This window comes from Botrimarina sp., from assembly GCF_040219535.1.
In the GTDB taxonomy this organism is placed as follows: Bacteria; Planctomycetota; Planctomycetia; order Pirellulales; family Lacipirellulaceae; genus Botrimarina.
The window spans coordinates 42,535-67,679 of sequence record NZ_JAVJSH010000020.1; the positions used below are offsets into that span (position 1 = coordinate 42,535).

At 69.3% G+C, this 25,145-nt stretch carries 22 protein-coding genes and 1 tRNA gene; 15 read left to right on the forward strand and 8 right to left on the reverse strand.

Going from position 1 to position 25,145, the window contains the following annotated elements:
• The first annotated feature begins 81 nt into the window (after positions 1-81).
• Both RIC11_RS10410 and RIC11_RS10415 read left to right on the forward strand, forming a co-directional pair.
• On the forward strand, positions 82-789 hold the full coding sequence (locus RIC11_RS10410; protein ID WP_350210963.1) for a pirin family protein: 708 nt from the start codon (positions 82-84) through the stop codon (positions 787-789).
• A 158-nt stretch (positions 790-947) separates the two neighbouring features.
• A tRNA-Arg gene (locus RIC11_RS10415) sits at positions 948-1,021 on the forward strand.
• Between the two features lie 35 nt (positions 1,022-1,056).
• On the opposite strand, the gene RIC11_RS10420 is transcribed toward RIC11_RS10415, so the two are convergent.
• The 6 genes from RIC11_RS10420 to RIC11_RS10445 form a co-directional block, all read right to left on the reverse strand.
• Positions 1,057-2,355 (reverse strand): alpha-amylase family glycosyl hydrolase, encoded by a 1,299-nt coding sequence (locus RIC11_RS10420; protein ID WP_350210965.1) that lies wholly within the window; start codon positions 2,353-2,355, stop codon positions 1,057-1,059.
• A 108-nt stretch (positions 2,356-2,463) separates the two neighbouring features.
• Complete coding sequence (locus RIC11_RS10425; protein ID WP_350210967.1) at positions 2,464-4,251, reverse strand: aspartate kinase; 1,788 nt, start codon at positions 4,249-4,251, stop codon at positions 2,464-2,466.
• 50 nt (positions 4,252-4,301) lie between these two features.
• Positions 4,302-4,736: a GxxExxY protein gene (locus RIC11_RS10430; protein ID WP_350210969.1), complete on the reverse strand. Its 435-nt coding sequence runs from the start codon at positions 4,734-4,736 to the stop codon at positions 4,302-4,304.
• Entirely contained in the window at positions 4,733-5,965 is a 1,233-nt protein-coding gene (locus RIC11_RS10435; protein WP_350210971.1) for a cofactor-independent phosphoglycerate mutase, read from the reverse strand. Before RIC11_RS10435 ends, RIC11_RS10430 begins: the two co-directional genes overlap by 4 nt.
• 49 nt (positions 5,966-6,014) lie before the next feature.
• Positions 6,015-6,404, reverse strand: coding sequence for a GxxExxY protein (locus tag RIC11_RS10440; protein ID WP_350210972.1), 390 nt, complete (start codon positions 6,402-6,404; stop codon positions 6,015-6,017).
• Positions 6,405-6,458: 54 nt separating this feature from the next.
• Positions 6,459-7,763: a homoserine dehydrogenase gene (locus tag RIC11_RS10445; protein WP_350210974.1), complete on the reverse strand. Its 1,305-nt coding sequence runs from the start codon at positions 7,761-7,763 to the stop codon at positions 6,459-6,461.
• Between the two features lie 308 nt (positions 7,764-8,071).
• On the opposite strand from RIC11_RS10445, the gene leuS reads away from it, so the two are divergent.
• From leuS to ppk1, 5 genes are all read left to right on the forward strand, one after another.
• Complete coding sequence (gene leuS / locus RIC11_RS10450; RefSeq protein ID WP_502879388.1) at positions 8,072-10,732, forward strand: leucine--tRNA ligase; 2,661 nt, start codon at positions 8,072-8,074, stop codon at positions 10,730-10,732.
• 210 nt (positions 10,733-10,942) lie between these two features.
• A complete protein-coding gene (locus tag RIC11_RS10455; protein ID WP_350210978.1) occupies positions 10,943-12,241 on the forward strand; it encodes a glucose-1-phosphate adenylyltransferase in 1,299 nt (432 codons plus the stop codon).
• 148 nt (positions 12,242-12,389) lie between these two features.
• A complete protein-coding gene (locus tag RIC11_RS10460; protein ID WP_350210980.1) occupies positions 12,390-13,271 on the forward strand; it encodes a toxin-antitoxin system YwqK family antitoxin in 882 nt (293 codons plus the stop codon).
• 263 nt (positions 13,272-13,534) lie between these two features.
• Entirely contained in the window at positions 13,535-15,547 is a 2,013-nt protein-coding gene (gene ftsH, locus RIC11_RS10465) for an ATP-dependent zinc metalloprotease FtsH (protein WP_350210982.1), read from the forward strand.
• 210 nt (positions 15,548-15,757) lie between these two features.
• Positions 15,758-17,983, forward strand: coding sequence for a polyphosphate kinase 1 (gene ppk1, locus RIC11_RS10470; protein ID WP_350210983.1), 2,226 nt, complete (start codon positions 15,758-15,760; stop codon positions 17,981-17,983).
• A gap of 10 nt (positions 17,984-17,993) precedes the next feature.
• On the opposite strand, the gene RIC11_RS10475 is transcribed toward ppk1, so the two are convergent.
• Positions 17,994-19,874: a Hint domain-containing protein gene (locus RIC11_RS10475; protein WP_350210985.1), complete on the reverse strand. Its 1,881-nt coding sequence runs from the start codon at positions 19,872-19,874 to the stop codon at positions 17,994-17,996.
• A gap of 217 nt (positions 19,875-20,091) precedes the next feature.
• Complete coding sequence (locus tag RIC11_RS10480) at positions 20,092-20,400, reverse strand: hypothetical protein (RefSeq protein ID WP_350210987.1); 309 nt, start codon at positions 20,398-20,400, stop codon at positions 20,092-20,094.
• Between the two features lie 245 nt (positions 20,401-20,645).
• Between RIC11_RS10480 and RIC11_RS10485 the strand changes: the two genes are divergently transcribed.
• The 8 genes from RIC11_RS10485 to RIC11_RS10520 all read left to right on the forward strand — a co-directional run bounded on the left by RIC11_RS10485 (position 20,646) and on the right by RIC11_RS10520 (position 24,766).
• On the forward strand, positions 20,646-20,921 hold the full coding sequence (locus RIC11_RS10485; RefSeq protein ID WP_350210989.1) for an antitoxin family protein: 276 nt from the start codon (positions 20,646-20,648) through the stop codon (positions 20,919-20,921).
• Complete coding sequence (locus RIC11_RS10490; protein ID WP_350210990.1) at positions 20,918-21,319, forward strand: type II toxin-antitoxin system VapC family toxin; 402 nt, start codon at positions 20,918-20,920, stop codon at positions 21,317-21,319. The genes RIC11_RS10485 and RIC11_RS10490 overlap by 4 nt, the downstream gene beginning before the upstream one ends.
• Before the next feature lie 177 nt (positions 21,320-21,496).
• Entirely contained in the window at positions 21,497-21,715 is a 219-nt protein-coding gene (locus RIC11_RS10495) for a zinc-ribbon domain-containing protein (RefSeq protein WP_350210992.1), read from the forward strand.
• Positions 21,716-21,853: 138 nt separating this feature from the next.
• Positions 21,854-22,327, forward strand: coding sequence for a DUF6428 family protein (locus RIC11_RS10500; RefSeq protein WP_350210994.1), 474 nt, complete (start codon positions 21,854-21,856; stop codon positions 22,325-22,327).
• A 62-nt stretch (positions 22,328-22,389) separates the two neighbouring features.
• Positions 22,390-23,229, forward strand: coding sequence for a ThuA domain-containing protein (locus tag RIC11_RS10505; protein WP_350210996.1), 840 nt, complete (start codon positions 22,390-22,392; stop codon positions 23,227-23,229).
• A 32-nt stretch (positions 23,230-23,261) separates the two neighbouring features.
• Positions 23,262-24,089: a hypothetical protein gene (locus RIC11_RS10510; protein WP_350210997.1), complete on the forward strand. Its 828-nt coding sequence runs from the start codon at positions 23,262-23,264 to the stop codon at positions 24,087-24,089.
• Positions 24,090-24,156: 67 nt separating this feature from the next.
• On the forward strand, positions 24,157-24,354 hold the full coding sequence (locus RIC11_RS10515) for a hypothetical protein (RefSeq protein WP_350210999.1): 198 nt from the start codon (positions 24,157-24,159) through the stop codon (positions 24,352-24,354).
• An 82-nt stretch (positions 24,355-24,436) separates the two neighbouring features.
• The gene (locus tag RIC11_RS10520) at positions 24,437-24,766 is read left to right on the forward strand and encodes a hypothetical protein (RefSeq protein ID WP_350211001.1); all 330 of its coding nucleotides are present in this window, start codon (positions 24,437-24,439) and stop codon (positions 24,764-24,766) included.
• Positions 24,767-25,145: the final 379 nt, after the last annotated feature.

Sequence of the window (25,145 nt, forward strand, 5' to 3'; positions counted from 1 at the left end):
CAGCACGGGCGAACCACGGAGTAGCGGTTGCGTATCAACCGACGGCCCTCAAGCCTCCCGCCTCGAGCCTCAAGCCTGCCCATGCTCACGCTCCGCCCCGCCGCCGAGCGCGGCCACGCCGACCACGGCTGGCTCCGCAGCGCCCACACGTTCTCATTCGCCGGCTACCACGACCCGGCCCACATGGGCTACCGGTCGCTCCGTGTGGTGAACGACGACCGCGTCGCCCCCGGCCAAGGCTTCGGCTCGCACCCGCACCGCGACATGGAGATCCTCTCCTACGTGGTCGAAGGCCGGCTCGAGCACCGCGACAGCCTCGGCCACGGCGCGGTGATCGGCCCCGGCGACTTCCAGCGGATCACCGCGGGCACGGGGGTCGTGCACAGCGAGTTCAACCCGTCGGACGACGAACCGGTCCATTTCTACCAGGTGTGGATCACGCCCCGCGCGACGGGCCTGCCGCCCGGCTACGAGGAGCTGCGCGCCGACACGCTCGCCGCGAACCCCGCGCCGCTGCGGCTGGTCGCTTCTCCCGACGGCCGCGACGGCTCGCTGACGATCCAGCAAGACGCCCTCGTCTGGCTCGCCCGCTTGGCGGACGAACAGAGCGAACGCTACTCGCTGAGGCCCGGCCGTGGCCTGTGGGTCCAGGCGGTCCGCGGGGCCGCGGTTGTCGCCGGCCGGCCGCTCACCGAGGGCGACGGCCTGGCCGTTGAAGACCTCTCGGAGGTCGAGTTCGCGGGGGGCCAGTCCGGCGGCGGCGAGCTGCTGCTGTTTGATTTGCCTTGAACGCGTCGTGACGCCTGCGCCGATCTTTCGGGCCCACGCCGCCCGCGCTGTCGCTCGCCGTGCCCCGCAGCCGATGACGGAACTCCCCGCGCCCGCTTGCCCCCGAGGGCGGCAGGGGTCAGAATACGGAGCCCTTCACGAAGGGAAGGGCTACCTGGGCACCCCTAGCTCAACTGGATAGAGCATCGGACTACGAATCCGAAGGTTGCAGGTTCGAATCCTGCGGGGTGTACTCGAAAACGGTGGGCGTCGACGCTCTGGCGGGCTCTATTCTGAGGCCCACACGCCCCAGCCGTGCGGCGGCAGGTGCGAGTCCCCGTGGCCGGCCGCGTGGTTCAGGCCGGGAGGCAGTTGAAGGCTGACCGGGTGGTCCTCGGTGCTCAGCGCGACGAACACGCTGGCGCCGTCGTTGCGGACCTCGTACGTCATGAGCCGGTTCTCGAGCCCGACGACACGGACCTCGCCCTCGGCCAGCCACGGCCGTTGGCGCCGTGCCGCTATCAACTCTTGATGCCTCAGGTAACTGGCGAGCCGCTCGCCGGACAACTGGCCGGGCGCCTCCGGCGGCGGGCGCCGGATGCGGGCGTCGCCGCCCGGGCGGTCGAACTTGCGCCCGCGCGCGGCCTGCTCGTCGCCCGCGTACACGGCCGGCACGCCCGGCAGGGTGAACAACAGCGCCAGCGCGAGGTCCAGGTGGCGCTTGTCGTCGAGCCGCGTGGCGATGCGGGTCGTGTCGTGATTGCCTACGAAGGTCCAGGGCGTGAAGCGCTCGCAAAAGCCGGCTTGCCTCTCGAGGGCGTGGGCCAACTCGAAGAAGTTGCCGTCGTTGAGCGAACTCCACATGGCCTTCCACAACTCGTACTGAGTCACCGACTCTAGTCGCGCGTCCTGGGCGATCTGGCTGTAATCGCCGTGGATCACCTCGCCGACGAGGAACAGGTCGGGCCGCGCCGCGCGGACACGCTCGGCGAACGCGGCCACGAAGTCGACGGGGAGGGCGTACGCGGCGTCGAGGCGGTAGGCGTCGACCCCGCGCTGGGTCCAGTAGTTCGCGAAGTCGACCGCCCAATCGAGAACCAGCGGGTTGGCGTGGTTCAGCTTGACCAGCTGGCCGTGCCCCTCGAAGTTCGTGTACGCGAACCCGTCGTGCCCGGGGCGGCCGAAGTCGATCTCGAACCAATCGCGGAACGCCGACTGCTCGCCCCGAGCCAGCACGTCCTGGAAGTGCGGGTGGCGCCGTCCGACGTGGTGCAGCACCGCGTCGAGGCCCACCTTGAGCGAGCGCCGGTGGCACTCCTCGAAGAGGGCGACCAGGTCCGCCTCGTCGCCGAGCCGGCGGTCGACGCGTAGCGGGTCGACCGTGTCGTAGCCGTGCGTCTCGGACTCGAAGACCGGACCGAGGAGCACGCCCGTCACGCCCAAGCCGACCAGGTAGTCGAGCCAACCGACGAGCGCTGGCAGGCGGTGCGTGACCGCCCGGTGCTCGCCACCCGGGTCGGGGTTGGCCTCTTCGGCTTCCAGGAAGCCCAGCGGGAAGAGGTGATACCAAACGTCGCAATCGCTCATCGTGGGCCCGCCGTGGTGCTGGGGTCGTTCGTCGAGCCGATCGGGGACGGCCCGGTCGGCTTCTGATCCGCTGGGCGACCCGCCGTCGAGCCGGACCCGGCCGGCGTGCTAGCGGATCACGTCGGCGAAGGCCGCGTTGGCGGCCTTCAGGGCCCGGGCGCCGTGCTCGCCGGCGACCACCACGCTGAGCTTCACCTCGCTGGTGCCGATCAGCTCGACGTTGATCCCCTCCTCGCTCAGCGCGCGGAAGATCCGGGTCGCCGCGCCGGTGTGGCTCCGCACGCCCACGCCGGTCACCGACAGGATGCCGATTTCCTTCTCGCTCGCCACGCCCCCTTGGAAGCGCTTGGCCATCTCGGCGACGATCTGCTCGGCCGCCGCGAGGTCCTTGCGCGGCACGGTGAGGCCGATGTCGGTGCGCCCGTCCTCGGCGATCCCCTGCACGATCAGGTCGACCATCAAGCCGCGGTCGGCGATCGCCTCGAACACGGCGGCCGAGATGCCCGGCTGGTCCGGCGCGTGGCGGAGCGACACGAGGGCCTGGGTCTCGTCGAGCTCGCACCCGTCGATCGACAGCTCCTCCATCGCTTGCAGGCGGGCGATCACGGCGCCGGCGTCGGCCGCCTTGGCCTCCTTCGCGGCGGCGAGCGACTCGCCGGCCGTCGTGCAGTTGGCCGGCTCTCGGCCCAGCTCGAACGCGCGGTGCACCGCGCGCAGGGCCTCTTGCCCCTGGTCGCGGTTCACCAGGCACGAGACCTTGATCTCGCTGGTGGTGATCGCCTGGATGTTCACGCCCGCGTCGGCCAGGGCGCGGAACATCACCTGCGCGACGCCCGCCTGGCGGGCCATGCCCAGGCCGACGACCGACACCTTGCTGACCGGCTCGCTGCGGCGGACCTCGCGGGCGCCGATCCTCTCCGCGGCGAGGCGCGCCGCCATCTCGGCCGCCTTGAGCTCGCTGTCGAGCACCGTGAACGAGATGTCGGTGCGCCCGTCGCGCGCGCGGTTCTGCACGATCATGTCGACCGTGGTGTTCGCGGTGGCGAGCGCCTCGAGCAGCGCGAGGCTCACGCCGGGCGTGTCGGGCACGCCGGCCACGGTGAGCTGGGCCTCGTTCTTGGTGAGCGCGGCGCCGCTCACCGGGCGGTCGGGCGACTCGGGGAGCGGGCCGATGATCGTGCCGGGAGCGTCGGTGAACACGCCCGAGTTGCGCACGTGGATCGGCACGTTGAACTTCTTGCCGAACTCGATCGAGCGGCTGTGCATCACGCCGGCGCCGAGGCTCGCCAGCTCGAGCATCTCGTCGTGCGACACGCAGTCCATCTTCCGCGCGGCCGGCTCGATCCGCGGGTCGGTCGTGAACACGCCGTCCACGTCGGTGTAGATCTCGCACGCGTCGGCGCCCAGCACGGCCGCCAGGGCCACGGCCGTCGTGTCGCTGCCGCCGCGGCCGAGCGTGGTGATGTTGAGGTCCTCGTCGATCCCCTGGAAGCCGGCCGCGATCACGATCCGGCCCGTTTCCAGGTGCGCGCGGATGCGGTCGGCGCCGATCGAGCGGATCCGCGCCTTGCCGTGCGCGCTGTCGGTGCGGATCTCCATCTGCGCGCCGGTCAGGCTCACCGCCTGGCCGCCCAGGTCGTGGATGGCCATGGCCATCAGCGCGACGGAGACCTGCTCCCCGGTCGACAGGAGCATGTCCATCTCGCGCGCCGGCGGCGAGTCGCACACCTGGCCGGCCAGGTCGACCAGCACGTCGGTGTTCTTGCCCATCGCCGACACGACCATCACGACCTGCGCCCCCTGCTGCTGGGCGCGGAGCGCGCGGCGCGCCGCGGCGCGGATCTTCTCGGCGTCGGCCACGCTGGTGCCGCCGAACTTTTGGACTATCAGTGACATGTCTTTTAACCGCCAAGACGCCAAGAGCGCCAAGGTCGCCAAGAGGTTCTTTAGCGGGTCAACGCGATTCGTTTGACGCCGTCTTTCAGGAGGGGGACGTTGAAGTTGATCAAGAGGCCGAGCTGGAGTTTGGTGGCTCGGAGGTAGTTGATGACTTGGGCTTGGTGGACGGGGGCGAGCGTGTCGACGGCCTTCAATTCAACGACGACCAGCCCTTCGACAAGCAGATCGAGCCGAGCGTCGCCGACAGAAACGCCCTTGTAGGCTAGAGCGATCGGCTTCTGTCGCTCGATGTTGATTTGCCGCAAAGACAGCTCGACTGCCAAAGCCGATTCGTAGGTCGATTCAAGAAATCCCGGCCCTAACACCCGATGCACTTCCAAAGCCGCATCGAGTACAGCGCTTGCGACGCGGTCAGCGGCTTCATCAGGCTCAGCCTTCATACTCTTGGCGACCTTGGCGCTCTTGGCGTCTTGGCGGTTCACTCCTTCCCGATAAACCATCGCATCGCGTCCCAGCCCCGCGGGAAGGCCAGCTCCGATGTGGCCGCCGCTCGGTCGTGGTACTCGGTGGCGCCGTCCGGCTCGACGCCTGCGCCGGCCAGGCAGACGGGCACGTCGCCGTGGGTGTGTTTCTTGGTGCTGAGGTAGGTCGGGTGGTCGGGGCTGATCATCACGCGCCAGTCGCCGTGGGAGCGGAGCGCCTCGGCCAGCGGGCCGACGATGTCGCGGTCGATCGCCTCGATCGCCTTGACCTTCTCATCCGCGCGGCCCTCGTGCGATGCCTCGTCGGGGGCCTCGACGTGCACGCATACCAGATCGTACTTGCCGAGGGCGTCGATGGCGTAGCGGCCCTTGGCCGCGTAGTCGGTGTCGAGGTAGCCGGTCGCGCCGGGCACCTCGATCCGGTCCCAGCCCACCAGCGCGGCGATGCCCCGCAGCAGGTCGACCGCCGTGATCATCGCGCCGCGGGGGCCGTACTTCTCGGCGAATGGCTGCAGGGTCGGCGCGCCGCCCTGGCCCCAGAGCCACACGCTGGTGACGGGCCGCTTGCCCGCTTCGAGCCGCTTGTTGTTGACCGGGTGCTCGGAGAACAGCCGCTCGGACGCGTCCATCAGCTCGACCAGCACGCCGCCCCCGGGGCCCTTCGGGTGGGCCTCGGCGATCGTGAGGTCGGTCCAGTCGTGGGGCGCCTCGGTGCGGGTGTCGGCGGTGAACGGGGCGGCGAGCTTCTCGCCGCGCCAGATGAGCAGGTTGCGGTAGCTCACGCCGGGCACGAACTCCAGCGCGCCGCGCCACTTCGGGTCGCTGGCGACCTCTTCCTGGAGCGACTTCAAGAGCGCGGTCGATTCTTCGGTCGATGCGTGCCCCGCGGTGAAGTCGACCATCACGGGCCCCTCCCCCTGGTCCTCGACGGTGACCGTGTTGCACCGCACGGCCCAGTCGCCCGGGGCTAGCTCGATGCCTTGGGCGGCCGCTTCCATCGGCGCGCGGCCGGTGAAGTGCTCGAAGGGGTTGTAGCCGAGCAGCGACAGGTTGCCGATCTCGCTCCCGGCCGGCAGCTCCCGGGGCGTGTGGCAAGCGCGGGCGACCACGCCGGCGCGGGCGAGCGCGTCCATGTTCGGCGTGGCGGCCGCCTCGAGCGGCGTCTTGCCCCCGAGCGAAGACTGCGGCTCATCGGCGGCGCCGTCGGGGATGATGATCGCGTATTTCATGGTTGGATTGGATTTGACCACGACGGGCACGACGGGCACGACGGATCGATCACAGGACCAGCCGCTTCATGCCGTCGCGGAGCATGATGGAGTTGAAGTTGAGGAGGAAGCCAAGGCGGACGTTCGCCAGCTTCATGTAAGTCAGGAGCTGGGCCTCGTGGATCGGCGCCATCTGGTCGATGGCTTTGAGTTCAACGATGACACTGCCGGCAACCAGCAGATCGAGGCGCAATCCGCTCTCGATCCTGATCCCGTCATAGAAAATCGGGAGCTGCGCTTGCGCGACAAAATCGATCCCCAACTTCCGAAGCTCGTGGCACAGGCACGTCTCGTAGACCGACTCCAACAGCCCGGGGCCCAGTTCGCGATGCACCGCGAACGCCGCGTCAAGGACTTTAGTCCCTACGGACTCGATGTCTCTAGGTATTGGAGGCGGCATGTCCTGGCTCCCGGCCGTCGTGCTCGTCGTGCCCGTCGTGGTTCAAATACCTCTTCACCCCAGCACGCGGAGGCGGACCGGTTGGCTGGTCACGGGCTTCAGGGCGGCGATCTTTTGGCAGGCTCTCTCGGCGGCGCCTTCGGTGGTGGCGTGGGTCATGAGCACCAGGGGCACGGTGGCTGTGTCGCTGGCGTGTTGCTGGAAGCTGGCGATCGACACGCCCTCGGCGGCCAGCGCGCCGGCGATCTGCGCGAGCACGCCGGGCTCGTCGGCCGCTTCGACACGCAGGTAGAAGCGCGCGACCGAGTCGCTGGGGTCGGCGACCGGCGTGCGTTCGGACTCCTTGCTCCAGAGCTTGAGCGTCTGGAAGGTGAGCCGCGTGCGGCCCACAGCCGTGTCGATCAGGTCGGCGACCACCGCGCTGGCCGTGGGCATCTGCCCCGCGCCGGGTCCCTCGTAGAACAGCTCGCCGACCGCGTCGGCCGTGACCTTGACCGCGTTCATCGGGCCCGGCACGTCGGCCAGCGGGCTGCCGCTACGCACGAGCGTCGGGCCGACCGAGAGCTGCAGGCCTCCCACTCCCTGAGAAACCGGCGTCAGCTCGGCCACGCCGAGCAGCTTGATCGTGTAGCCCAGCTGCTGGGCCATCCGCACGTCGGCCAGGTCGAGCGTGTCGATGCCGCTGCGTGGGATGGCCGCCCAGTCGGGCCGCGCGCCGAACGCCAGGTGGGCGAGGATCGCCAGTTTTTGGGCCGTGTCCGTGCCGTCGACGTCCATCGCCGGGTCGGCTTCGGCGTAGCCCAGGCGCTGCGCCTCGGCGATGACCTCGCTGTAGGGGACCCCCTCGGCGTGCATCTTCTCGAGGATGAAGTTGCACGTGCCGTTGAGGATGCCCGTCAGCGAGAGCACCTGGTTGGCCGACAGGCACTGGCTGAGGTTGGCGATGATCGGCACGCCGCCGGCGACCGCGGCCTCGAACGCGATCGTGCGCCCCGCCTCGCGGGCCGCGTCGAATAGCTCCGGCCCGTGCGCGGCCAAGAGCGCCTTGTTGGCGGTCACCACGTCCTTGCCGGCGGCCAGCAGCGCGAGCACGACCTCCCGCGCCCGATCGACCCCGCCCATCAGCTCGGCGACGACCTCGATCTCCGGGTCGTTGACCACGTCGTCGATCTGGCCGGTGAGCACCCCCTCGGGCAGCTCGCAGCCACGGGGCTTGGCCGGGTCGCGCACGGCGGCCTTCTCCAGCCACAGCACGCGGCCCGCCTGGCGAGCGGTGCGGTCGCCGTGGTCGAGCAGGATCCGGGCCACGCCCGACCCGACGGTTCCGAGGCCGACAAGGCCGACTTTGGACTTTTCCATAGCGCGAACGACAGGGAGCGGGGTCGCGGTCGGGGGAGAGTCCGGCCAGTAGACGCACGCCGCGACCGAAGGTCAACGGACGGCGTGGTTTGCGCTAAGCGGCGGCCCCGATAGACTCTGCGCATCGAAAACTGCAGCGATCTCAGTGACCGTTGCCGGAGCCCGGGGCGTCAGCCCTGGGAGGAACCCGGCTACCCGGCACGCTCCCAGGGCTTAGGCCCTGGGCTCCGGTGTCGATCCGCCTTGGCTCCGCATTCCGCAATCCGCAATCCGAACTCCGCAATCGCGTGCCCCGCTACAACCCCGCTGTGATCGAGCCCAAGTGGCAGGCTTTTTGGGACGAGAAGAAGACGTTCTCCGCGCCGCGGCTGCCGGAAGACCCCGCGAAGAAGCTCTACGCGCTGGACATGTTCCCCTACCCGTCGGGCGACGGGCTGCACGTGGGCCACCCGGAGGGATACACGGCCACCGACATCGTGTGCCGCGCGCGGCGGATGCAGGGCTACTCGGTCGTGCACCCGATGGGATTCGACGCGTTCGGCCTGCCGGCCGAGGAGCACGCGATCAAGACCGGCGAGCACCCACGCAAGCAGACCGAGCAGAACATCGCAACGTTCCGCAGGCAGCTGAAGATGCTCGGCTTCAGCTACGACTGGGACCGCGAGGTCGCCACGACCGACGTGGACTACTTCCGCTGGACGCAGTGGATCTTCCTCCAGCTCTACGACACGTGGTTCGACCGCGAGCAGCAGAAGGGCCGCCCTATCGCCGAGCTCGACATCCCGGACGACGTGAAAGCCCTCGGCGAGGACTTCGCGCGCCAGTGGGTCGACGAGCGCCGCCTGGCGTTCCAGAGCTCGGCGCCGGTCAACTGGTGCCCCGCGTTGGGGACGGTCTTGGCCAACGAAGAGGTCCAGGACGGCAAGTCCGAACGCGGCGGCCACCCGGTCGAACGCCGGCCGCTACGCCAGTGGATGCTGCGGATCACCGAGTACGCGGACCGCCTGGAGAAGGGCCTCGACAACCTCGACTGGCCCGAGGGCGTCAAAGCGCTGCAGCGGAATTGGATCGGCCGCAGCGTCGGCGCCGAGGTCGATTTCCGATTAGCGGGATTAGCCCCCGGTGAATCACCCATAGCCCCCGGTGACTCACCGGGGGCTAAGAAGACTTTCCCCGAAAAGCCCGCCGACGGGGTCCTGCGCGTTTACACGACGAGGCCCGACACGCTCTTCGGCGCAACCTACATGGTCATTGCGCCGGAGCACCCGTACGTGGAGCGGCTGACAACGGCCGACCAATCCGACGAGGTCAGGAAGTACGTTGAAGCAGCCTCCTTTAAGAGCGACCTCGACCGGACCGAGCTGTCGAAAGACAAGACCGGCGTGTTCACCGGTTCGCACGCGATCAACCCGGTGAACGGCGAAGAGATCCCGATCTGGATTGCCGACTACGTGCTCGTCAGCTACGGCACCGGCGCGATCATGGCCGTGCCGGCGCACGACGAGCGCGACTTCGAGTTCGCCCGGCAATTCGGCATCCCGATCAAACCGGTCGTCGACCCCGGCTCGGCCGCGCCGGACGAGGAGCGCGACGCGGTCCTTGCCGGCGAGCAGGTCTACCCGGGCGCGGGGATCGCGATCAGCTCTGGCGAGTTCGACGGCACGCCGACCGTTCAGTTCAAGCAGGCGATCACCGAGTGGCTGGCCGAGCGTGGCCTCGGCCGCGCGGCGGTGAACTACAAGCTCCGCGACTGGCTCTTCAGCCGGCAGCGGTTCTGGGGCGAGCCGTTCCCCCTCGCGCACGAGCTGGACGACGAGGGCCGCCCGACCGGCCGCGTACGCACCGTGCCCGAAGACGAGCTGCCGGTCGACCTGCCCCACCTAGACGACTTCAAGCCGCACGGCCGCCCCGAGCCGCCCTTGGACAAAGCCCCCGACGAGTGGCTCTACCCCAGCTACCCGGATCATTGGGGCGACGGCGTGCGCTGCAAGCGCGAGACCAACACCATGCCGCAGTGGGCCGGCAGCTGCTGGTACTACCTGCGCTTCCTCGACCCGAAGAACCGCGAGCTGCCGATCGATCCCGAGATCGAGAAGGCCTGGATGCCGGTCGACCTCTACATCGGTGGCGCCGAGCACGCGGTGCTGCACCTGCTGTACGCGCGGTTCTGGCACATGGTGCTGTACGACCGCGGCGTGGTCAGCACGCCCGAGCCGTTCGCGAAGCTGGTGAACCAGGGCATGATCCTCGGCGAGAACGGCGAGAAGATGTCCAAGAGCCGCGGCAACGTGGTCAACCCGGACGAGGTCGTGCGCGAATACGGCGCCGACGCCCTCCGGCTTTACGAGATGTTCATGGGCCCGCTGCCGGACTCCAAGCCGTGGAACATGGAGGGGGTGGCCGGCGTGCGGAACTTCTTGGGCCGCGTGTGGCGGCTGATCGTCGACGAGCGCGCCGAGGAGACCAAGCTGCACGCCGCGCTCACGCGCGACGACCCGACCGACGAGCAGCTCCGCGTGCTGCACACGACGATCAAGGCGGTCACCGAGGACATCGACAAGCTGTCGTTCAACACGGCGATCGCGCGGATGATGGAGTTCGTCAACTTCTTCAACAAAGAAGAGAAGCGGCCGCGGTCGTGCGTCGAGCCGCTGGTGCTGCTGCTGTCGCCCTTCGCGCCGCACCTGTGCGAAGAGCTTTGGACGATACTCGGCCACGATGGTTCGTTGGCGTACGAGCCGTGGCCCCGGTTCGACGAAGAGCGCCTAAAACAAGACACGATCGAGCTGCCGGTGCAGATCAAGGGCAAGGTCCGTGCTAAGATCACCGTCCCGGCCGACGCCGACCAGGCCGAGATCCTGGCCGCCGCGAAGGCCGACCCGAAGATCGCCGAGCAAATCGCGGGCAAGGAGATCGTCAAAGAGATCGTCGTGCCGGGGCGGCTGGTGAACCTTGTTACGAAGGGCTAGGAGTTAGAACCGCCAAGTCGCCAAGAGCGCGAAGGACGCCAAGAAACCGACATGAAGCGAGTCGTGATTGGCAGTCATCCAGCGATTACGAGAAGCCTTCAAAGAACAATTTGACCGCGGTGAGGCGTCCGACGCGGCCAACAGCCTCTCCAAAGACATCTTGGCGGCCTTGGCGCTCTTGGCGTCTTGGCGGTTGAAAAAAAGGAAAGCATGAAAAACGTCGTCGCAGTCGTCCTCGGTGGTGGTCGCGGGACCCGCCTGTTGCCGCTCACCGGATACCGCTCCAAGCCGGCCGTGCCGCTGGCGGGCAAGTACCGGCTGATCGACATCCCGATCAGCAACTGCATCAACGCCGGCGTGAACCACGTGTACGTGCTCACGCAGTTCCTCTCGGTCAGCCTGCACCAGCACATCCGCGGCGCGTACCGGTTCGACGCGTTCAGCGGCGGCTTCGTCGAGATCCTCGCCGCGCAGCAGACGATCGAGGACGACGCCAACATGGACTGGTACCAGGGCACCGCCGACGCGGTCCGCAAGAACCTGCTGTACATCCTCGACGCGGGCTTCGACTACGTGCTGATCCTCTCCGGCGACCAGCTCTACCGGATGGACTTCGAGCGCATGCTCGACGACCACCAACGCTCCAACGCCGACGTCACGATCGCCGCCAAACCGGTCACCCGCACCGAGGCCAGCGCGCTGGGCCTCATGCAGGCGGACGAATCGGGCCGCGTCACGGGGTTCGTCGAGAAGCCCAAGACCAAGGAGGAACAGGACCGCGCGGCCGTGGACCCGGCGTGGATCGACGCCCGCGGCGTCGACTCCCAGGGCCGCGACTGCCTGGCCTCGATGGGCATCTACCTGTTCAACCGCCAGGCGCTGCACGACGCGCTGGCCGACGGGAGCCAGTCCGACTTCGGCAAGGAGATCTTCCCGTCGGTGATCAGCAAGCAGCGGGTGCAGCTGCACCTGTTCGACGGCTACTGGGAAGACATCGGCACGATCCGCTCGTTCTACGAGGCGAACCTCCAGCTCGCCCGGCCCAACGCGCCGTTCGACCTGTCGTCGCCCGTGTCGCCGATCTACACCCGCGCGCGGTTCCTCCCGCCGACCCGCGTCGACGGCGCGGACATCACGGGCTCGCTGATCGCCGACGGGTGCGTGATCGAGCCCGGCGCGAAGGTCGAGAACAGCGTGGTCGGCCTGCGCTGCCGGATCGGCCGCGACGTGACCATCCGCAACGCGGTGCTGATGGGCGCCGACTTCTACGAGTCCGAGGCCCGCCTCGACGAGAACGACGCGGCCGGCCTGCCACGCATGGGGATCGGGCCCGGCGCGGTGATCGACGGCGCCATAATCGACAAGAACTGCCGGATCGGCGCCGGCGCGCGGGTCGTGAACGACGCCGGCCACCAGGACCACGACGCCGACCACGGCTGTGTGGTCCGCGACGGGGTGATCGTCGTGCCGAAGAACACGGCTCTGCCGGCGAACTGGCGGCTGGACTGAGCCCCGATCGCCGGTCGCTCCGTGGACTCGGCGCCGGGGGGCGTTAAAATGCGGGGCTACGGCCCGCCCGGCCGCCGCTTCCCCCCGGCCCGTCGCCGCTTCCGAGCATCGTCCCCCGCGCTCCCCGTCCGACCAGCGCAAGGTCCCTATGTCGTTCGCTCCCGCTGACCGCCCCGCTTCCCCGCCGCCGGTCGCCCCGGCGCCCGCCCGCGCCGCTGCGCGACGGATCCTCGCCGCGATCCTCTCGGCCGCGTTCGTGCCGGCCGCGGTGGCTCAGCCGTCGCGGCCCGCGGAAGCCCCTGCGGCCGACGCGCCGCGGGGCGAGACCGCGACCATCGAGCCCTACACGGGCCCGCCGATCTACCTGCCCGAAGACGAGCCGCCGCCGCCGGCCACGGTCGTCGAGCGACGCAACCAGTCGGTCAACTTCCCGGACACCGACACCGTGCGGTTCGAGCGCGGCGTGGCCATCCTGTCGAACAACACGGCCGTCAGCGACGGTCCCAACAAGGAGTACTACTCCAACGGGCAGCTCTTCGTCGAAGGCCGCTTCGACATGGGCAAGGCCGTCGGCGAGTGGACCTACCACCACGAGAACGGCCAGGTCGCCAAGACGGTGAACTACGTCGACGGCAAGCCCGACGGCGAGGTCACGCTGTACAGCCCCGATGGGAAGGTCGTCGCCCGCCGCCAGTACGACGCCGGCGCCCGCGTCGGCACGTGGGAGAGCTTTAGCCCCGACGGCGAGCAGAAGGTCCGCGAAGAGTCTTACGCCGAGGGGAAGCCCGACGGGACGTTCCGGGTCTGGTTCCCCAACGGCCAGTTGCAGACCGAGATCCCCTTCGTTGACGGCAAGCGCGAGGGCGTGGCCAAGCAGTGGGACCGGTTGGGGAACCTCCGCGCGGAAATCACGTACAAGAACAACGAGCAAGACGGCCTCACCACGATCTACCGCAACGACGGCGTGGTCGTGCGTCGGCAGTACCAGGAAGGGCAGGTCCAGAGCGTCGAGCGGTCCGACCAGGGCTGACCCGACGCCGCTAGCGGGGGGGCGCCCGAGTTGGCGTTGGTGGGGTCGCCGTCTAGGGTTATGGCGCAGACCCACGCGGCGCCGACTTTGCAGCCGAGCAGCCCGTCGCAGCTCTCGGCGCACCGATCGACCCCGTGGCGCCGGCAGAGCCCCTGGGGCCGGCGAACAGAGCGGCCCCGGACGATCCAGCGGCGTCCGAACACGTAATGGCGCCCCAGCACACCTGGCGGCGCCCGAGAAAGCGTTCGCCCCCCCGGACCCCCATGCCCGAACCGCAGCCTAGCCCCTCTGCCGGCGGGCCCAACGCCGCCAAGCGTCCTCCGGCCAAGCGCCGGACGCCGCAATCGGTCTGGCTGATCGGCCTGCTGATGATGGCCCTGGGCTTCGTGATCGTGCAGTCGTTCACGACGCTCCCGTCGCTCGACTACTCTTTCTTCTGGAAGCAGGTCGAGGAGGGCAACATCGAGACCGCCGTGGTGCGGGGCCGCACGCTGTACGGCGAGTTCCGCGAGCCGCCCCCCGCGCCGGCCGTCGACGGCCAGACGCCGGCCGCCGCGCGCGAGCCGCTGCCCGAGCGCTTCACGGTGACCCTGCCGCCCGACGGGCTCGACGCGGACCTGAAGAAGAAGCTGGTCGCCGAGGGCGCCAACTTCCGCATCGAGCAAGAATTCAACCTCGACGCGTTGCTGACCGTGCTGTGGCTCGGCTTGCTGATCGGGATGGGCGTGTGGCTGTGGACCTTCGCCCGCCGGACCCGCGAGCAGATGGTCGGCGGCGGCATGCTCGGCGGCGTGACCCGCAGCCCCGCGAGGCTCTACGAGGCCGAGGAAGGCAAGGGCAAGACCTTCGACGACGTGGCCGGCCTGAGGGGCGTCAAGAAAGACCTCCAAGAGATCGTCGAGTTCCTCAAGGACCCCGAGAAGTTCCAGAAACTCGGCGCCCGCGTGCCCAAGGGAGTTCTGCTGAACGGCCCCCCCGGCACCGGCAAGACGCTGCTCGCCAAGGCGATCGCCGGCGAGGCCGGCGTGCCGTTCTTCTCGATCAGCGGCTCGGAGTTCATCCAGCTTTTCGTGGGCGTGGGCGCCAGCCGCGTGCGCGACATGTTCAAGAACGCCAAGAAGGCCGCGCCGGCGATCCTGTTCATCGACGAGATCGACGCGGTCGGCCGCCAACGCGGCGCCGGCCTGGGCGGCGGGCACGACGAGCGTGAGCAGACCCTCAACCAGATCCTCAGCGAGATGGACGGCTTCACGCCGAGCGAGACCGTCATCGTCATCGCGGCCACGAACCGGCCCGACGTGCTCGACCCGGCCCTGCTCCGCCCGGGCCGCTTCGACCGCCACATCACGGTCGACCGGCCGACGATCGAGGGCCGCGAAGAGCTGCTCGAGGTCCACACCCGGCACGTGCCGGTCTCCGAGGAGGTCGACTTCGGCAAGCTCGCCCGCGCGACGGTCGGCATGACCGGCGCCGACATCATGAACCTGGTCAACGAGGCCGCCCTGTGGGCGACCCGCCAGGGCAAGATCCTCGTCGGCCAAGACGACTTCGAGTACGCCCGCGACAAGCTCCTCATGGGCGACGCGCGCGAGGACATCCTCACCGAGAAAGAGAAGCAGGTGACCGCCTTCCACGAGGCGGGCCACGCGATCCTCGGCTGGCTGATCCCCAGCGGCTCGAAGGTCCACAAGGTCACCATCATCCCCCGCGGCCGGGCCCTGGGCGTCACGCAGTACGTGCCGACCGAGGACCGCCACAACATGTCCGAGAGCGAGATGCGCGCCCGGCTCGCCATGACCATGGCCGGCCGCGCGGCGGAGGACCTCGTCTTCAGCGAGCTGTCGGCCGGCGCCGAGAACGACCTGAAGCAAGCGACCGCGCTGGCGCGGAGGATGGTCGCCCACTGGGGCATGAGCGAAAAGCTGGGGCCCGTCGCGTTCCACTCCGACCACCACGACCCGTTCCTCGGCCGGGAGATCGTCCAAGAGACCAAGCCCTACAGCGAGCACACGGCCCAGATCATCGACGAGGAGATCACACGGACCCTGATCGAGGCGGCCGAGCTGGCCGACCGCACGCTGCGAGAGAACCGCGGAAAGCTCGAGAAGCTCGCGATGACGCTGCTCGAGAAGGAAGAGGTCGGCGACGACGAGCTGGCCAAGATCCTCGGCCCGGCCGTCGAGCCCGAGGACTCCCCGCTGGGCCCTCCCCGGCCGGAGTACATCTCGCCCGACAAGACGCCCGCCGCCGTCCGGGAAGACTCCCGCCGCGACTGACCCGGCGGCCGTGTGGCCGTGTGGCCGGCCCGACCGGCCCAGCCGGCAAAACCGGCCCGGCCCCAGCGGCCCGCTCACCGCCCGGCCGCGTGTGGCCGCGGGGGCGCTGAAAAGCCGCCACAAATCGCCTAGAGTTCCAGGTCGGGGCTCGCCCCCCCCGGGCGCCGCCGCCGCGCCGCCAGCCGAATCGCCTCGCTTCTCCGCGGCTCGATGGAACCACCCCCTTACCAGCCCGAGCACTTCCTCAACCGCGAGTTGAGCTGGCTGGAGTTCAACGCGCGGGTGCTGGAGGAGGCCGAAGACGACGCGAACCCGCTGCTGGAGCGGGTCAAGTTCCTGTCGATCTTCTCGTCGAACCTCGACGAGTTCTTCATGGTCCGCGTCGCGGGGCTCCGCGAGCAAGCGTTCGGCGCGATGGCGCCGCAGGACCCGCCGGCCGACGGGCTCAGCGCGTCGGCCCAGTTGCTGCGGATCGGCGTTCGCACCCGCGAGCTGGTCGCCCGGCAGTACGCGTGCTGGAACGACTCGGTCCGCCCCGCGTTGTCCGGCGAGGGGGTGCGGATCGTCAGCGAGAGCGACCTGTCGGCCGAGCAGCGGTCGGCGGTCGATTCCTACTTCCGCGACAGGGTGCTGCCGGTCCTCACGCCGATGGCGATCGACCCGAGCCACCCCAGCCCGCGGTTCCACAACCGGGGGCTCTACCTGGCCGCGAAGCTCAAGCGGAAGAAGGGCATCGGCCCCGAGCTGATGTTCGCCGTGGTGCAGCTGCCGCAGAACCGCGACCGCTTCGTGCCGATCGAGCCGGGCCAGAAGAGCGAGTTCTTGCTGCTGGAGGAGGTCGTCGCGAACCGCTTGCCGGAGGTGTTCGGCGGGTACCGCGTGCTCTCGTGCGGGTCGTTCCGCGTGTCGCGGGACATGGACTACGACCTGCTCGACGAGGAAGGCGACGACATGCTCCGCGCGATCGAGTCGCGCCTGCGGCAACGCCAACGCAGCGAGGCGGTGCGGGTCGAGGCCTCCACCGACCTGGACGACGAGCTGCTGCAGATGGTCGTCGCGCAGGAGGAGCTGCGGGTCGCCCCCGACGGCGAGGCCGACGCGTACAGCGAGGTCTACCGCGCGCCGGGGCCGCTCGACCTGACCGCGTTGGTGTCGCTGGTCGACCTGGTCGGCCGCGACGACCTGCTGCACCCGCCGCTCACGCCCCACGTGCCGCCGCACCTGAGCGAAGAGAAGAACCTGTTCGCCGAGATCGGCGAGCGCGACCTGCTGCTGCACCACCCGTTCGACTCGTTCCGGCCGGTCGTCCGCTTCATCTCCCGCGCGGCGCGGGACCCCGACGTGCTGGCGATCAAGCAGACGCTCTACCGCACGAGCGGCGACAGCCCGATCGTCGACTCGCTGATCGAGGCCGCCGAAGCCGGCAAGCACGTGACCGCGCTGGTGGAGCTCAAGGCCCGCTTCGACGAGCAGAACAACATCTCTTGGGCCCGCCGCCTGGAGCGGGCCGGCGTGCACGTGGTGTTCGGCTTCATGGACCTGAAGACCCACTGCAAGCTCGCGCTGGTGGTCCGCCAGGAGGGGGATCGCGTCCGCTGCTACGCCCACCTGGGCACGGGCAACTACAACCCCAGCACCGCGCGCGTGTACACCGACCTCGGCCTGTTCACCGCCGACCCGGCGATCACCGACGAGGTCTCCGCGTTGTTCAACTTCCTCACCGGCTACGCGCAGCACAACAACTGGAAGAAGCTGGTCGTCGCGCCGCAGGACCTCCACGACCGGACGATCGAGCTGATCAACGAGCAGACCGAGCGGGCCCGCCGCGGCAAGAAGTCTTGGGTGTTCGCCAAGATGAACTCGCTGGTCGACCAGCGGACCATCGAGGCCCTGTACGACGCGTCCACGGCCGGCGTGCCGATCGACCTGGTCGTGCGGGGCATCTGCTGCCTGAAGCCCGGCTTGCCGGGCGTGTCGGAGAACATCCGCGTGCGGAGCATCGTCGACCGCTTCCTCGAGCACAGCCGGATCATGGTGTTCGGCGTCGGCACGCGGCAAACGGTATGGCTCTCCAGCGCCGACTGGATGCCGCGGAACTTCGAGCGCCGCGTGGAGGTCATGTTCCCGGTAGAGCAGCCCGACCTGCGGCAACGCATCGTGCGCGAGATCGTGCCGGTCTACCTCCGCGACAACTCCCGATCGCGGGTGCTCCAGCCCAGCGGCGACTACGTGCGCCCCGACCTGGCGCCCGATGAGCCCCGCCGGCGGAGCCAGGTCGACCTGCTCGCGCTCGCCGAGGGCCGCTCGCCGCTGCCGCGCGTGCGTGGCGGCCTCTCGTTCGCCGACGACCCCGAGGCCGACGGGGCGCCCGCCGCCGCCGGCGACAACGGCGCCGCCGCCGGCAAGGGCCGCGGCCGCAAGAGCCGCAGCGCCTGACGCACCCCGTTCACCGCCGCGTGAGCAGCCCCACGGCCGGCCGGCGGGGCGTGTTGTCGTGCACGAGCAAGCCCGACTCGCCCACGTAATAGTTGGCCGCCCCCTCGACCACCAGGTTGTAAGCCCGCCGCGGCGCCATCGGCTCGACCGACCCGACGCGCACGGGCCCGTCGACCGCGCTGACGAGGTCCCCCTCGCGGAACTGCTTTGCCATCCGCCACCCCTGGCCCACGACCCAGAACGGGTGGCCTACGGTGCAGCGGATGGTCTCGCCGCCGGCGACGACCTCGAGCATCGGGCTCGGGTCGCGCACGGTGGTTGCGAGGACCGCGCGGAACGTGAGGTCGCCCCGGTCCGGGTCGCGAGCGAGGACCAGGTCGCCCGCCGCCAGCTCGTCGATCGGCCGCTGGCCCGTGCGTGTCCAGACCGGCGTGCCGGCGACGAAGCACTCGCAGCCCCCGGTGGGTGGCGGCGGGGGCGGCAAGCGGATGTAGGTCGGGTCGGCGGTCACGTAGTCCTGCGAGTAGCTCGTCTCGTAGGTCTGCTCGAAGGGCCGTTCGTAGCTGTCGTAGCCTGTGTACTCCCGCCAGTAATCCCACCACAGCCGAGGCTCGTCGCCCAGGTTGCGGCCGGTGAGCTGGGTTAGCCGCTCTACCACACGGCCGTTGACTCCACTGGCGACGGCGTTGTACGCGACGGCTTGAGCGTTCGTCTGCTCGGCTTCGTTTTGGTAAGCGATTTGTGTCTTCAATCCCTCGAAGCGCGCCTGGATCATCGCCTTGTAGACCGCGTCGGCTCGGGTTTCGACTCGGAAGCCATCCGGCGCGCCGAGCACGCGGTTGATGACCACGTCGGCGGTGCGTCGGCGGAGGTGCTCGTTGGTGCGGTCGTCGGCTTGCCGCCGCAGCCGGTGCTCGTAAACGACGTTCCCCTCGCGGTCCCTGATGATCCGGCTCTCGCTCTCGATCGGCGCGATCAGGGCCGAGAGCAGCATCGGCACGCTGTCCTCTTCCGGTCGACCGACGAGCGCTTCGCCGGCTTGGTCGCGCACGGCCGCCGACGGCGCCATCACCGCGAGGCGGCACAGCGAAGCGGTCACCTCGGGGTCATCGAGCCGCTGGGTCGCGGTGAGGAACTCCGCGAGCAGCCGGCGCCGGCGTTCGGCCAAGCGGCTGTCGTCCGCGTCGCGTAGGGCGAGGGCCCTGTTCTCGATCGGCCCGGCCGCGGCCGCGTCGAGGTCCTCGGCGAGCGACTCCCACTGCTCCGGTTCGATCCGATACTCGGCCTCCAGGTCGGCGAGCCGACGCTCCCAGTGCTTCGCGGCGTCCTCGGTCTTCTCGGCCTCGGCCTCCGCTTTTTCGGCCAGCGCGCGGTCCCAGAGCCGGCCGTCGCGCCATTCGGCATTGAGCCCCTCGAGCGCGGCGCGGTGGTTGGGCTCGGACTCGAGCACCCGCAGCCAGTGCGCGCGGGCCTCGGCGCGGAGGCCGTTCTCTTTGCACCAGGCTGCCAGGCCCGCGTGCTCGCGGGGCGTGTCGCCGAGGTCCTCCAGCCGCTGCTGGTACTCGGCGACCCGCGGGTCTTCCGACGCCAGGTGCTGCGCGTACCAAACCGGCAGCCAGCGGCCGTCGAAGCGGACCTCGCCCCGCTCGGCGCGGAGCGCGCCGTGGTCCGGGTCGAGCTCGAGGCCCTTGCGCAGCAGCTCGTCGCGGCCCGCGGCGGGCGACTCCTGGAGCGTCGCATCGACGGCCGCCGCCAAGCAAGAGTCGGGCGTCGACAAGGTCTCGGTCGCCGCGCCGAAGGCGGCGGTCGCCGCGGCGAGCGTCAGGGCGAGCGTCAGGGCGAGCGACGCCGGCAGCGGCAGGCGCGGGGTCGTGCGAATCGCGGTGGTCATGGCAGAACTCCTTCTCGGCAGGGGCGTCACGTGCGACGGACATGATCGGGCGGCGCGTAACGCTTCGCTGGGCCGCCGCGAGCCTATTCCCGCCGGTCGCTCGGCGCAAGCGCTTTGGTGGTTTGGGGTTGCTGCGCGGTGTGGGAGAACGACCAATCGAAACAAACGCGACACGCCTCCGGAGTCGTTGTAACGCTTGTTCGCGTCCGTTTGGCCCTTAAGCCGTTTCTGCGTCTTGGCTTACGGATCCGTTACACCATCGCGCCGACAACTGCTGGTGGAGCGTCGCGAACAGGCTCGCTACAGGGTCCTCGACGCGGGGCCGCCGCCGCTCGCGCCACTCGTGGCCTGTGTGGCGGGCCGTGTCGAGTCGGCTGCGGAAGGCGGGGTCCTGTTTCGCGGCCCGATAGACCGCTTGCCGGCTGAAGCCGAGTTCCTCGGCCGCTGCGGTGATCGATTGGCCGAGCAGCACGCGGCGGAGCAGCAGCTCGCGACGCGGGGCGGTGAACTTTCGTTGGCTGGGCATCACGAACCTCCGGGGCAAGTAGGGGCGGCAGGGCCAGCCCCTATTGTCCGCGACCCGATCCGGCTCTACGCCGGCCAATTTTGGCCGCTCGGGTCGCGAGCGGGTCTGCGGCGGGGCGCTTCGCACGGCCGATCTGCCGCTTTGGGGTGACCGTTGCGTCGCAGTCCCGCGATGCGGTGCCGTGTGCCGCACTCTGGCTCGCACGGAAATTGCTACCCGGCCGCCCCGCGGGCTAGAATCGGGGCATGGACCGAGTGCCCGCTATTTACGAAGACGGCGTGTTCAAGCCGCTCGCGCCGGTGTCGCTCCCGGAGCGGACCGAGGTCGAGATCCCGCTGCCGGCGCGTGACGCGGGCGCCCTGCCGGAAAGCGACGAAGACCGCATCGCTCGACAGGAGGCGGCTCTCCGGGCGATGTTCGACGAAATCGACGCTCTTCCGCAGCGGCGCAACCACGATGGGTGGTCGGTCGCGAACAATGCCGACGACGTGCTGTACGGCGGTCCCAACGGCCCGGCATGAGTCTTCTGTTTGTCGACACGGGCGTGTGGTACGCGGCGTCGCTGCCCGAGGACCGCGACCACGCGCTGTGCCGGACGGCGTTGGCGTCGGCAACGGCAAGGCTCCTTACCACCGACTACGTGCTCGACGAGTTGCTCACGCTATTGAGCGCTCGCGGCCATCGTGACGTAGCGGTATCTGTGGGGCAAAGGCTTCTCGAAGAAGACACGGTAACGCTGCTGAGGATCACCGACGCCGACATCGCCGAGGCGTGGCGCGTCTTCAAGTCGTTCACCGACAAGCGCTGGAGCTTCACCGACTGCACCAGCTACGCGGTCATGCAGCGGCTAGCCATCGGCGAGGCGCTTGCTCTGGACGACCATTTCCGCCAGTTCGGCTTCTTGAAGGTCCGGCCGTAGGCGGGGCGGCTTTTTGGAATTGGAGCCGGTTGTGGCGTCCGCCCCGGACCGACGTGGGTGGCTCGCCGCGGTGCGGTCAGGCGGGGCGCCGGATGACGGCACGGGCTTTGCGGGTTTGCGGGTTTGCCCGAGACTCTCTCCGCAGAGGACTCGGTACCCGCCGTCCCCGAGGCCCCTATGCTCATTATCGGCGTCAGCACCAAAGAGAAAGCGAAGCCGCAAGGGCGGTTCCAATGCCCGGTGTGCCAGTCGCAGCAGACCTACGCCGAGCTGCGACACGCGCGGCGGTTCACGTTGTTCTTTATCCCCGTGCTGCCGCTGGGGAGCAGCGGCACGGGGCGCTACGTGTGCACGAACTGTGGGAGCGGGTTCGGGTCGGAGGTGGTCCGAGGATAGCGGCGGATCGTTTGCCGGTGGTGCTAGGTCGATTTCGCGGTTGCGGCTTCCTGTCGCGCCAGGCGGGCTACGCGCGTCGGTCGCTTTGCGTGAGACTCGGGGGACGACCCCGCTCAACGCCCCTTTCGAGAGACTCCAATGAACCTCGCCGACTTCCGCGACGCCATAGCTGCCGGCGACAACTGCTCGCTCCGCTTCGAGCACTCAGCCGGCGCCCTGGCCGACCACTTCCACGTGACCGAGGTGGGCCGCGTCGAGAAGGACTTCGTCGACTGCGGCGGGGTGCGCCGGACCGAGGTCCGCTGTGTCTTGCAGACGCTCGTGGCCGGCGACACCGACCACCGGCTCACGTCGAACAAGCTGTCGAAGATCCTCGCGCTAGTCGACAAGCTCGACTTGCCCGGCGACGCGGCAGTCGAAGTCGAGCACCAAGAGCGGAGCGTGTCGGTTGACACGGTCGAATCGGTCCAGCGCGACGGTCCGACGCTCGTCGTCCGGTTGCGGCCGAAACAGACCGCCTGCCTGGCCGAGGACGCGTGCGGCATTGCGCCGGGGCTGCCGCAGCTAGAGGTCACCGACGGCGGCTGCTGCAGCGGGCCGGGTTGTTGCTGACCCGATGGGTCGACGCCGCTGGCTGTTTTCTCCTCTCACCAGAACGTCAGGAGCGCCGATCGATGGTCTCGAAGCGACTCTTAACCTGCCTCGCATTCACCGCAGCGGCCGGCTTCCTGCTCGCCACGGCCAGCGCCTCCGACGCCCAGCCCCCGGCGAAGCGGATCCTCTTGATCGGCAAAGAGCCCGATCACCCGCCGCGGTCGCACGAGTACATGGCGACCTGCCGGTTGCTGGCCGCTTGCCTGAACCGCGTCGAGGGCGTCGAGGCGACCGTGTCCGACGGCTGGCCCGACGAGCCGCTCGACGCCTTCGCCGCGGTCGTGCTCTACCGCGCGCCGTTCGCCGAAGAAATGTTCGTCGGGCCTCGCTCGGGCGAGGCCCGACGGTTGCTCGATAGCGGCGGCGGGCTGGTGACGATCCACTGGTCCGTCGGCGTGCCGCCCGAGGGCTACGACGCGCTCGGCGGCGTCATGACGCGCTACCAAGGGGGCGTGTGGCTGTCCAACAGCGGGCAGGTCGCGATCGGGCAGTCGCGCGTGCGCACGCTGCAGCCCGACCACCCGATCCTGCGCGGCGTGCGGCTCGAATCGATCCGCGACGAGTGGTATTTCAACCCAGAGGTCGCGGCCGACGCGGCGCCGCTGTGGTCGGTCGACACGGAGAGCGGCCCGCTCACCGTCGCCTGGACCTACCAACGCCCCGGCGGCGGCCGCACTTTCGCCACGACGCTGGGCCACTTCTGGGAAAACTTCACGCGCGAGCCTTTCCGCAAGGCAATCGTGAACGGCGTGCTGTGGGCCGCCCAAGCCGACGTGCCGGCCGGCGGCGCCGACGTGGAGGTCAACCGTGAGCTGCTCGAGCTCGAAGCCGCCGAGCGGCAGCCGGCTCTCTCGCCCTAGCTCAGCGTGGGGCCTCGCGCGGACTGTCCTGTATGCCAATCGTGCTAGGGATCGATGTCGGGCTCGTGTTGCACCGCCCGACGAGCGGGGTCTGCCTGAGCGGCGAGGGGCGTTTCGCCGTGGGCCACGCTTGTGCAGACAAGCTCAGCCGCGCGGCGGTGATCGGGCCGGTCGAGCGGGTCGACGTGGTCGCGATCGACGGGCCGGTGCTGCCCCGCGGCTCGCTGCACTTCGGCGTGCGGCCGGTAGAGAAGGTCTTCTGCTGGAAGCCGTTCATCGGCCGCGCGAGCGTCGGCGAAACGCGCCACGGCATCGGCGCCGCCCTGCGCCGCGGCGGGTGCGACACGGCCGAGCAGTTCGGGGAACTAACCAGCGGCTCGCCCTGCGCGACGCCCTACCCGCGCGTGCAACAAGGCCGCCACCTGGTCGAGGCGTTCCCGAACGCGTTGCTCGGGCTCATGCTGCCCGAAGCCGATTTCGACGAGCAGCCGAAGCACCGCCGCGGCGGCCGTTTCGATTGGCTGCTCCGAGCCTGGCGGGAACGCCGCGGCGACAAGCGACTGCGACGCGCGATCGGCTGGGACGACGCGGCCCTCTGGCGCGAGATCGGCAGCAACACGCACCACGAAGAGCAAGCCGGCCTGCTGTGCGCGGCCACGGCCGCGTGCGTGGTGCAGAACCGCTACACGGCGGTCGGCGAGCCGCAGGGGGGTTACCTGTTCTTCCCGCCGTGGGAGCTGTGGGCGCCCTGGGCGAAGGAGGGGCTCGGCCGCAACCGCGACGACCCGCGGCTGCCGCGGCCGGTCGACGTGTGGATCGACGGCGAGCGCTTCGCCGCCGCCGAGCCGCTGCCGCGGTAGGGCGCCGCGCGAGGCTCTGCGATAGAATCAGGGCCTGAGTCTTACGGACACCGCAGGCGGTGATGAGATGAAGGGGCTGAAGAAATTCCTCGGCGAGACCTGGTGGCTGTTCGGCGCGGTCGCCGCGATGGCGATCGCGATGGGCTACTTCACCGGCATGTGGCTTTACTACTTCTTCCCGCCCGTGCTCGTGCCGGTGATCCTGTACATGGCCTCGGTGCGGTACGACGCGCAGGGGAACCTGCGCGAGGAGCAGCGGCGGTGAGGGCGGGCTAGGGCGATGCGGAAATTCGCGCGGCTGCTGTGGTACGATAGAGAAGAGTCAACAACACGAACCGAGGGCCTGTATGCACGCCGAAAACGAGTCTTTCGTCCCACTGCTGCGGACATTGATCGACGCCGGGGACGGGGTGGCGGAGATCGTCGATCACGAGACCGGCCGCGTGTTTGTCGCCGTAGACAAGTCAGAGATCGAGCCACTTGACGCCGGGGGTCACGGCGCCCCGCCCGCGTGTTCGTTGGTCGGCAAGAGCCGCGACGACCGGGACGCGATGATCGACGCAGGCTACGCGAGCGGCGCGGCGGGCACGGTCGACGCGGCCTTCTGGAGCGACCTGCGGGCGAAGCTAGCCCAGCGTCAGTCGGCGCGTGGCGGCGAGTCGAATAGGCCTGTCTGACGAGCGACCTGCAGAGGTAAAGCGGAGTTGTTGCCGTCGACGCTCCGGGCTCGAGAATCCGGGCCGCCCGGGTCGCGGCCAAGGCTACGCGACGTCGCCCCTGTCGGAATTTTCGCCGGAGCTAAGACCGCAGACGAACCCGATTGCCGCGCAAATCGTCCAGCTGAGTGCAGAAGCCGCTGTGATCCATAGCGCGGAGACCCAAACGCCGGTAGCGACGTCTGAGAAACTCATGTCGGCAATTGACAGAGCGTTTACAAGGTTAGTCGACTCTTCGAAAGCTACATAGTTGGCGATGCACCAAAATAGGAACCATAGAACGCAACCGATTGCTACCAGGACAAGAGCCACCCACTTGGCGCCGAGCCAACCGGCATAA

What these genes read in the sequence shown, in the direction of transcription:
- RIC11_RS10475 (WP_350210985.1), bottom strand. Translation starts at nt 19,874, where the DNA reads ATGACCACCGCGATTCGCACGACCCCGCGCCTGCCGCTGCCGGCGTCG.
- RIC11_RS10435 (WP_350210971.1), bottom strand. Translation starts at nt 5,965, where the DNA reads ATGAAATACGCGATCATCATCCCCGACGGCGCCGCCGATGAGCCGCAG.
- RIC11_RS10520 (WP_350211001.1), top strand. Translation starts at nt 24,437, where the DNA reads ATGCACGCCGAAAACGAGTCTTTCGTCCCACTGCTGCGGACATTGATC.
- RIC11_RS10500 (WP_350210994.1), top strand. Translation starts at nt 21,854, where the DNA reads ATGAACCTCGCCGACTTCCGCGACGCCATAGCTGCCGGCGACAACTGC.
- RIC11_RS10495 (WP_350210992.1), top strand. Translation starts at nt 21,497, where the DNA reads ATGCTCATTATCGGCGTCAGCACCAAAGAGAAAGCGAAGCCGCAAGGG.
- RIC11_RS10440 (WP_350210972.1), bottom strand. Translation starts at nt 6,404, where the DNA reads ATGCCGCCTCCAATACCTAGAGACATCGAGTCCGTAGGGACTAAAGTC.
- RIC11_RS10460 (WP_350210980.1), top strand. Translation starts at nt 12,390, where the DNA reads ATGTCGTTCGCTCCCGCTGACCGCCCCGCTTCCCCGCCGCCGGTCGCC.
- RIC11_RS10515 (WP_350210999.1), top strand. Translation starts at nt 24,157, where the DNA reads ATGAAGGGGCTGAAGAAATTCCTCGGCGAGACCTGGTGGCTGTTCGGC.
- RIC11_RS10485 (WP_350210989.1), top strand. Translation starts at nt 20,646, where the DNA reads ATGGACCGAGTGCCCGCTATTTACGAAGACGGCGTGTTCAAGCCGCTC.
- ppk1 (WP_350210983.1), top strand. Translation starts at nt 15,758, where the DNA reads ATGGAACCACCCCCTTACCAGCCCGAGCACTTCCTCAACCGCGAGTTG.
- RIC11_RS10420 (WP_350210965.1), bottom strand. Translation starts at nt 2,355, where the DNA reads ATGAGCGATTGCGACGTTTGGTATCACCTCTTCCCGCTGGGCTTCCTG.
- RIC11_RS10490 (WP_350210990.1), top strand. Translation starts at nt 20,918, where the DNA reads ATGAGTCTTCTGTTTGTCGACACGGGCGTGTGGTACGCGGCGTCGCTG.
- RIC11_RS10505 (WP_350210996.1), top strand. Translation starts at nt 22,390, where the DNA reads ATGGTCTCGAAGCGACTCTTAACCTGCCTCGCATTCACCGCAGCGGCC.
- RIC11_RS10445 (WP_350210974.1), bottom strand. Translation starts at nt 7,763, where the DNA reads ATGGAAAAGTCCAAAGTCGGCCTTGTCGGCCTCGGAACCGTCGGGTCG.
- RIC11_RS10510 (WP_350210997.1), top strand. Translation starts at nt 23,262, where the DNA reads ATGCCAATCGTGCTAGGGATCGATGTCGGGCTCGTGTTGCACCGCCCG.
- RIC11_RS10410 (WP_350210963.1), top strand. Translation starts at nt 82, where the DNA reads ATGCTCACGCTCCGCCCCGCCGCCGAGCGCGGCCACGCCGACCACGGC.
- RIC11_RS10455 (WP_350210978.1), top strand. Translation starts at nt 10,943, where the DNA reads ATGAAAAACGTCGTCGCAGTCGTCCTCGGTGGTGGTCGCGGGACCCGC.
- RIC11_RS10480 (WP_350210987.1), bottom strand. Translation starts at nt 20,400, where the DNA reads ATGCCCAGCCAACGAAAGTTCACCGCCCCGCGTCGCGAGCTGCTGCTC.
- RIC11_RS10425 (WP_350210967.1), bottom strand. Translation starts at nt 4,251, where the DNA reads ATGTCACTGATAGTCCAAAAGTTCGGCGGCACCAGCGTGGCCGACGCC.
- ftsH (WP_350210982.1), top strand. Translation starts at nt 13,535, where the DNA reads ATGCCCGAACCGCAGCCTAGCCCCTCTGCCGGCGGGCCCAACGCCGCC.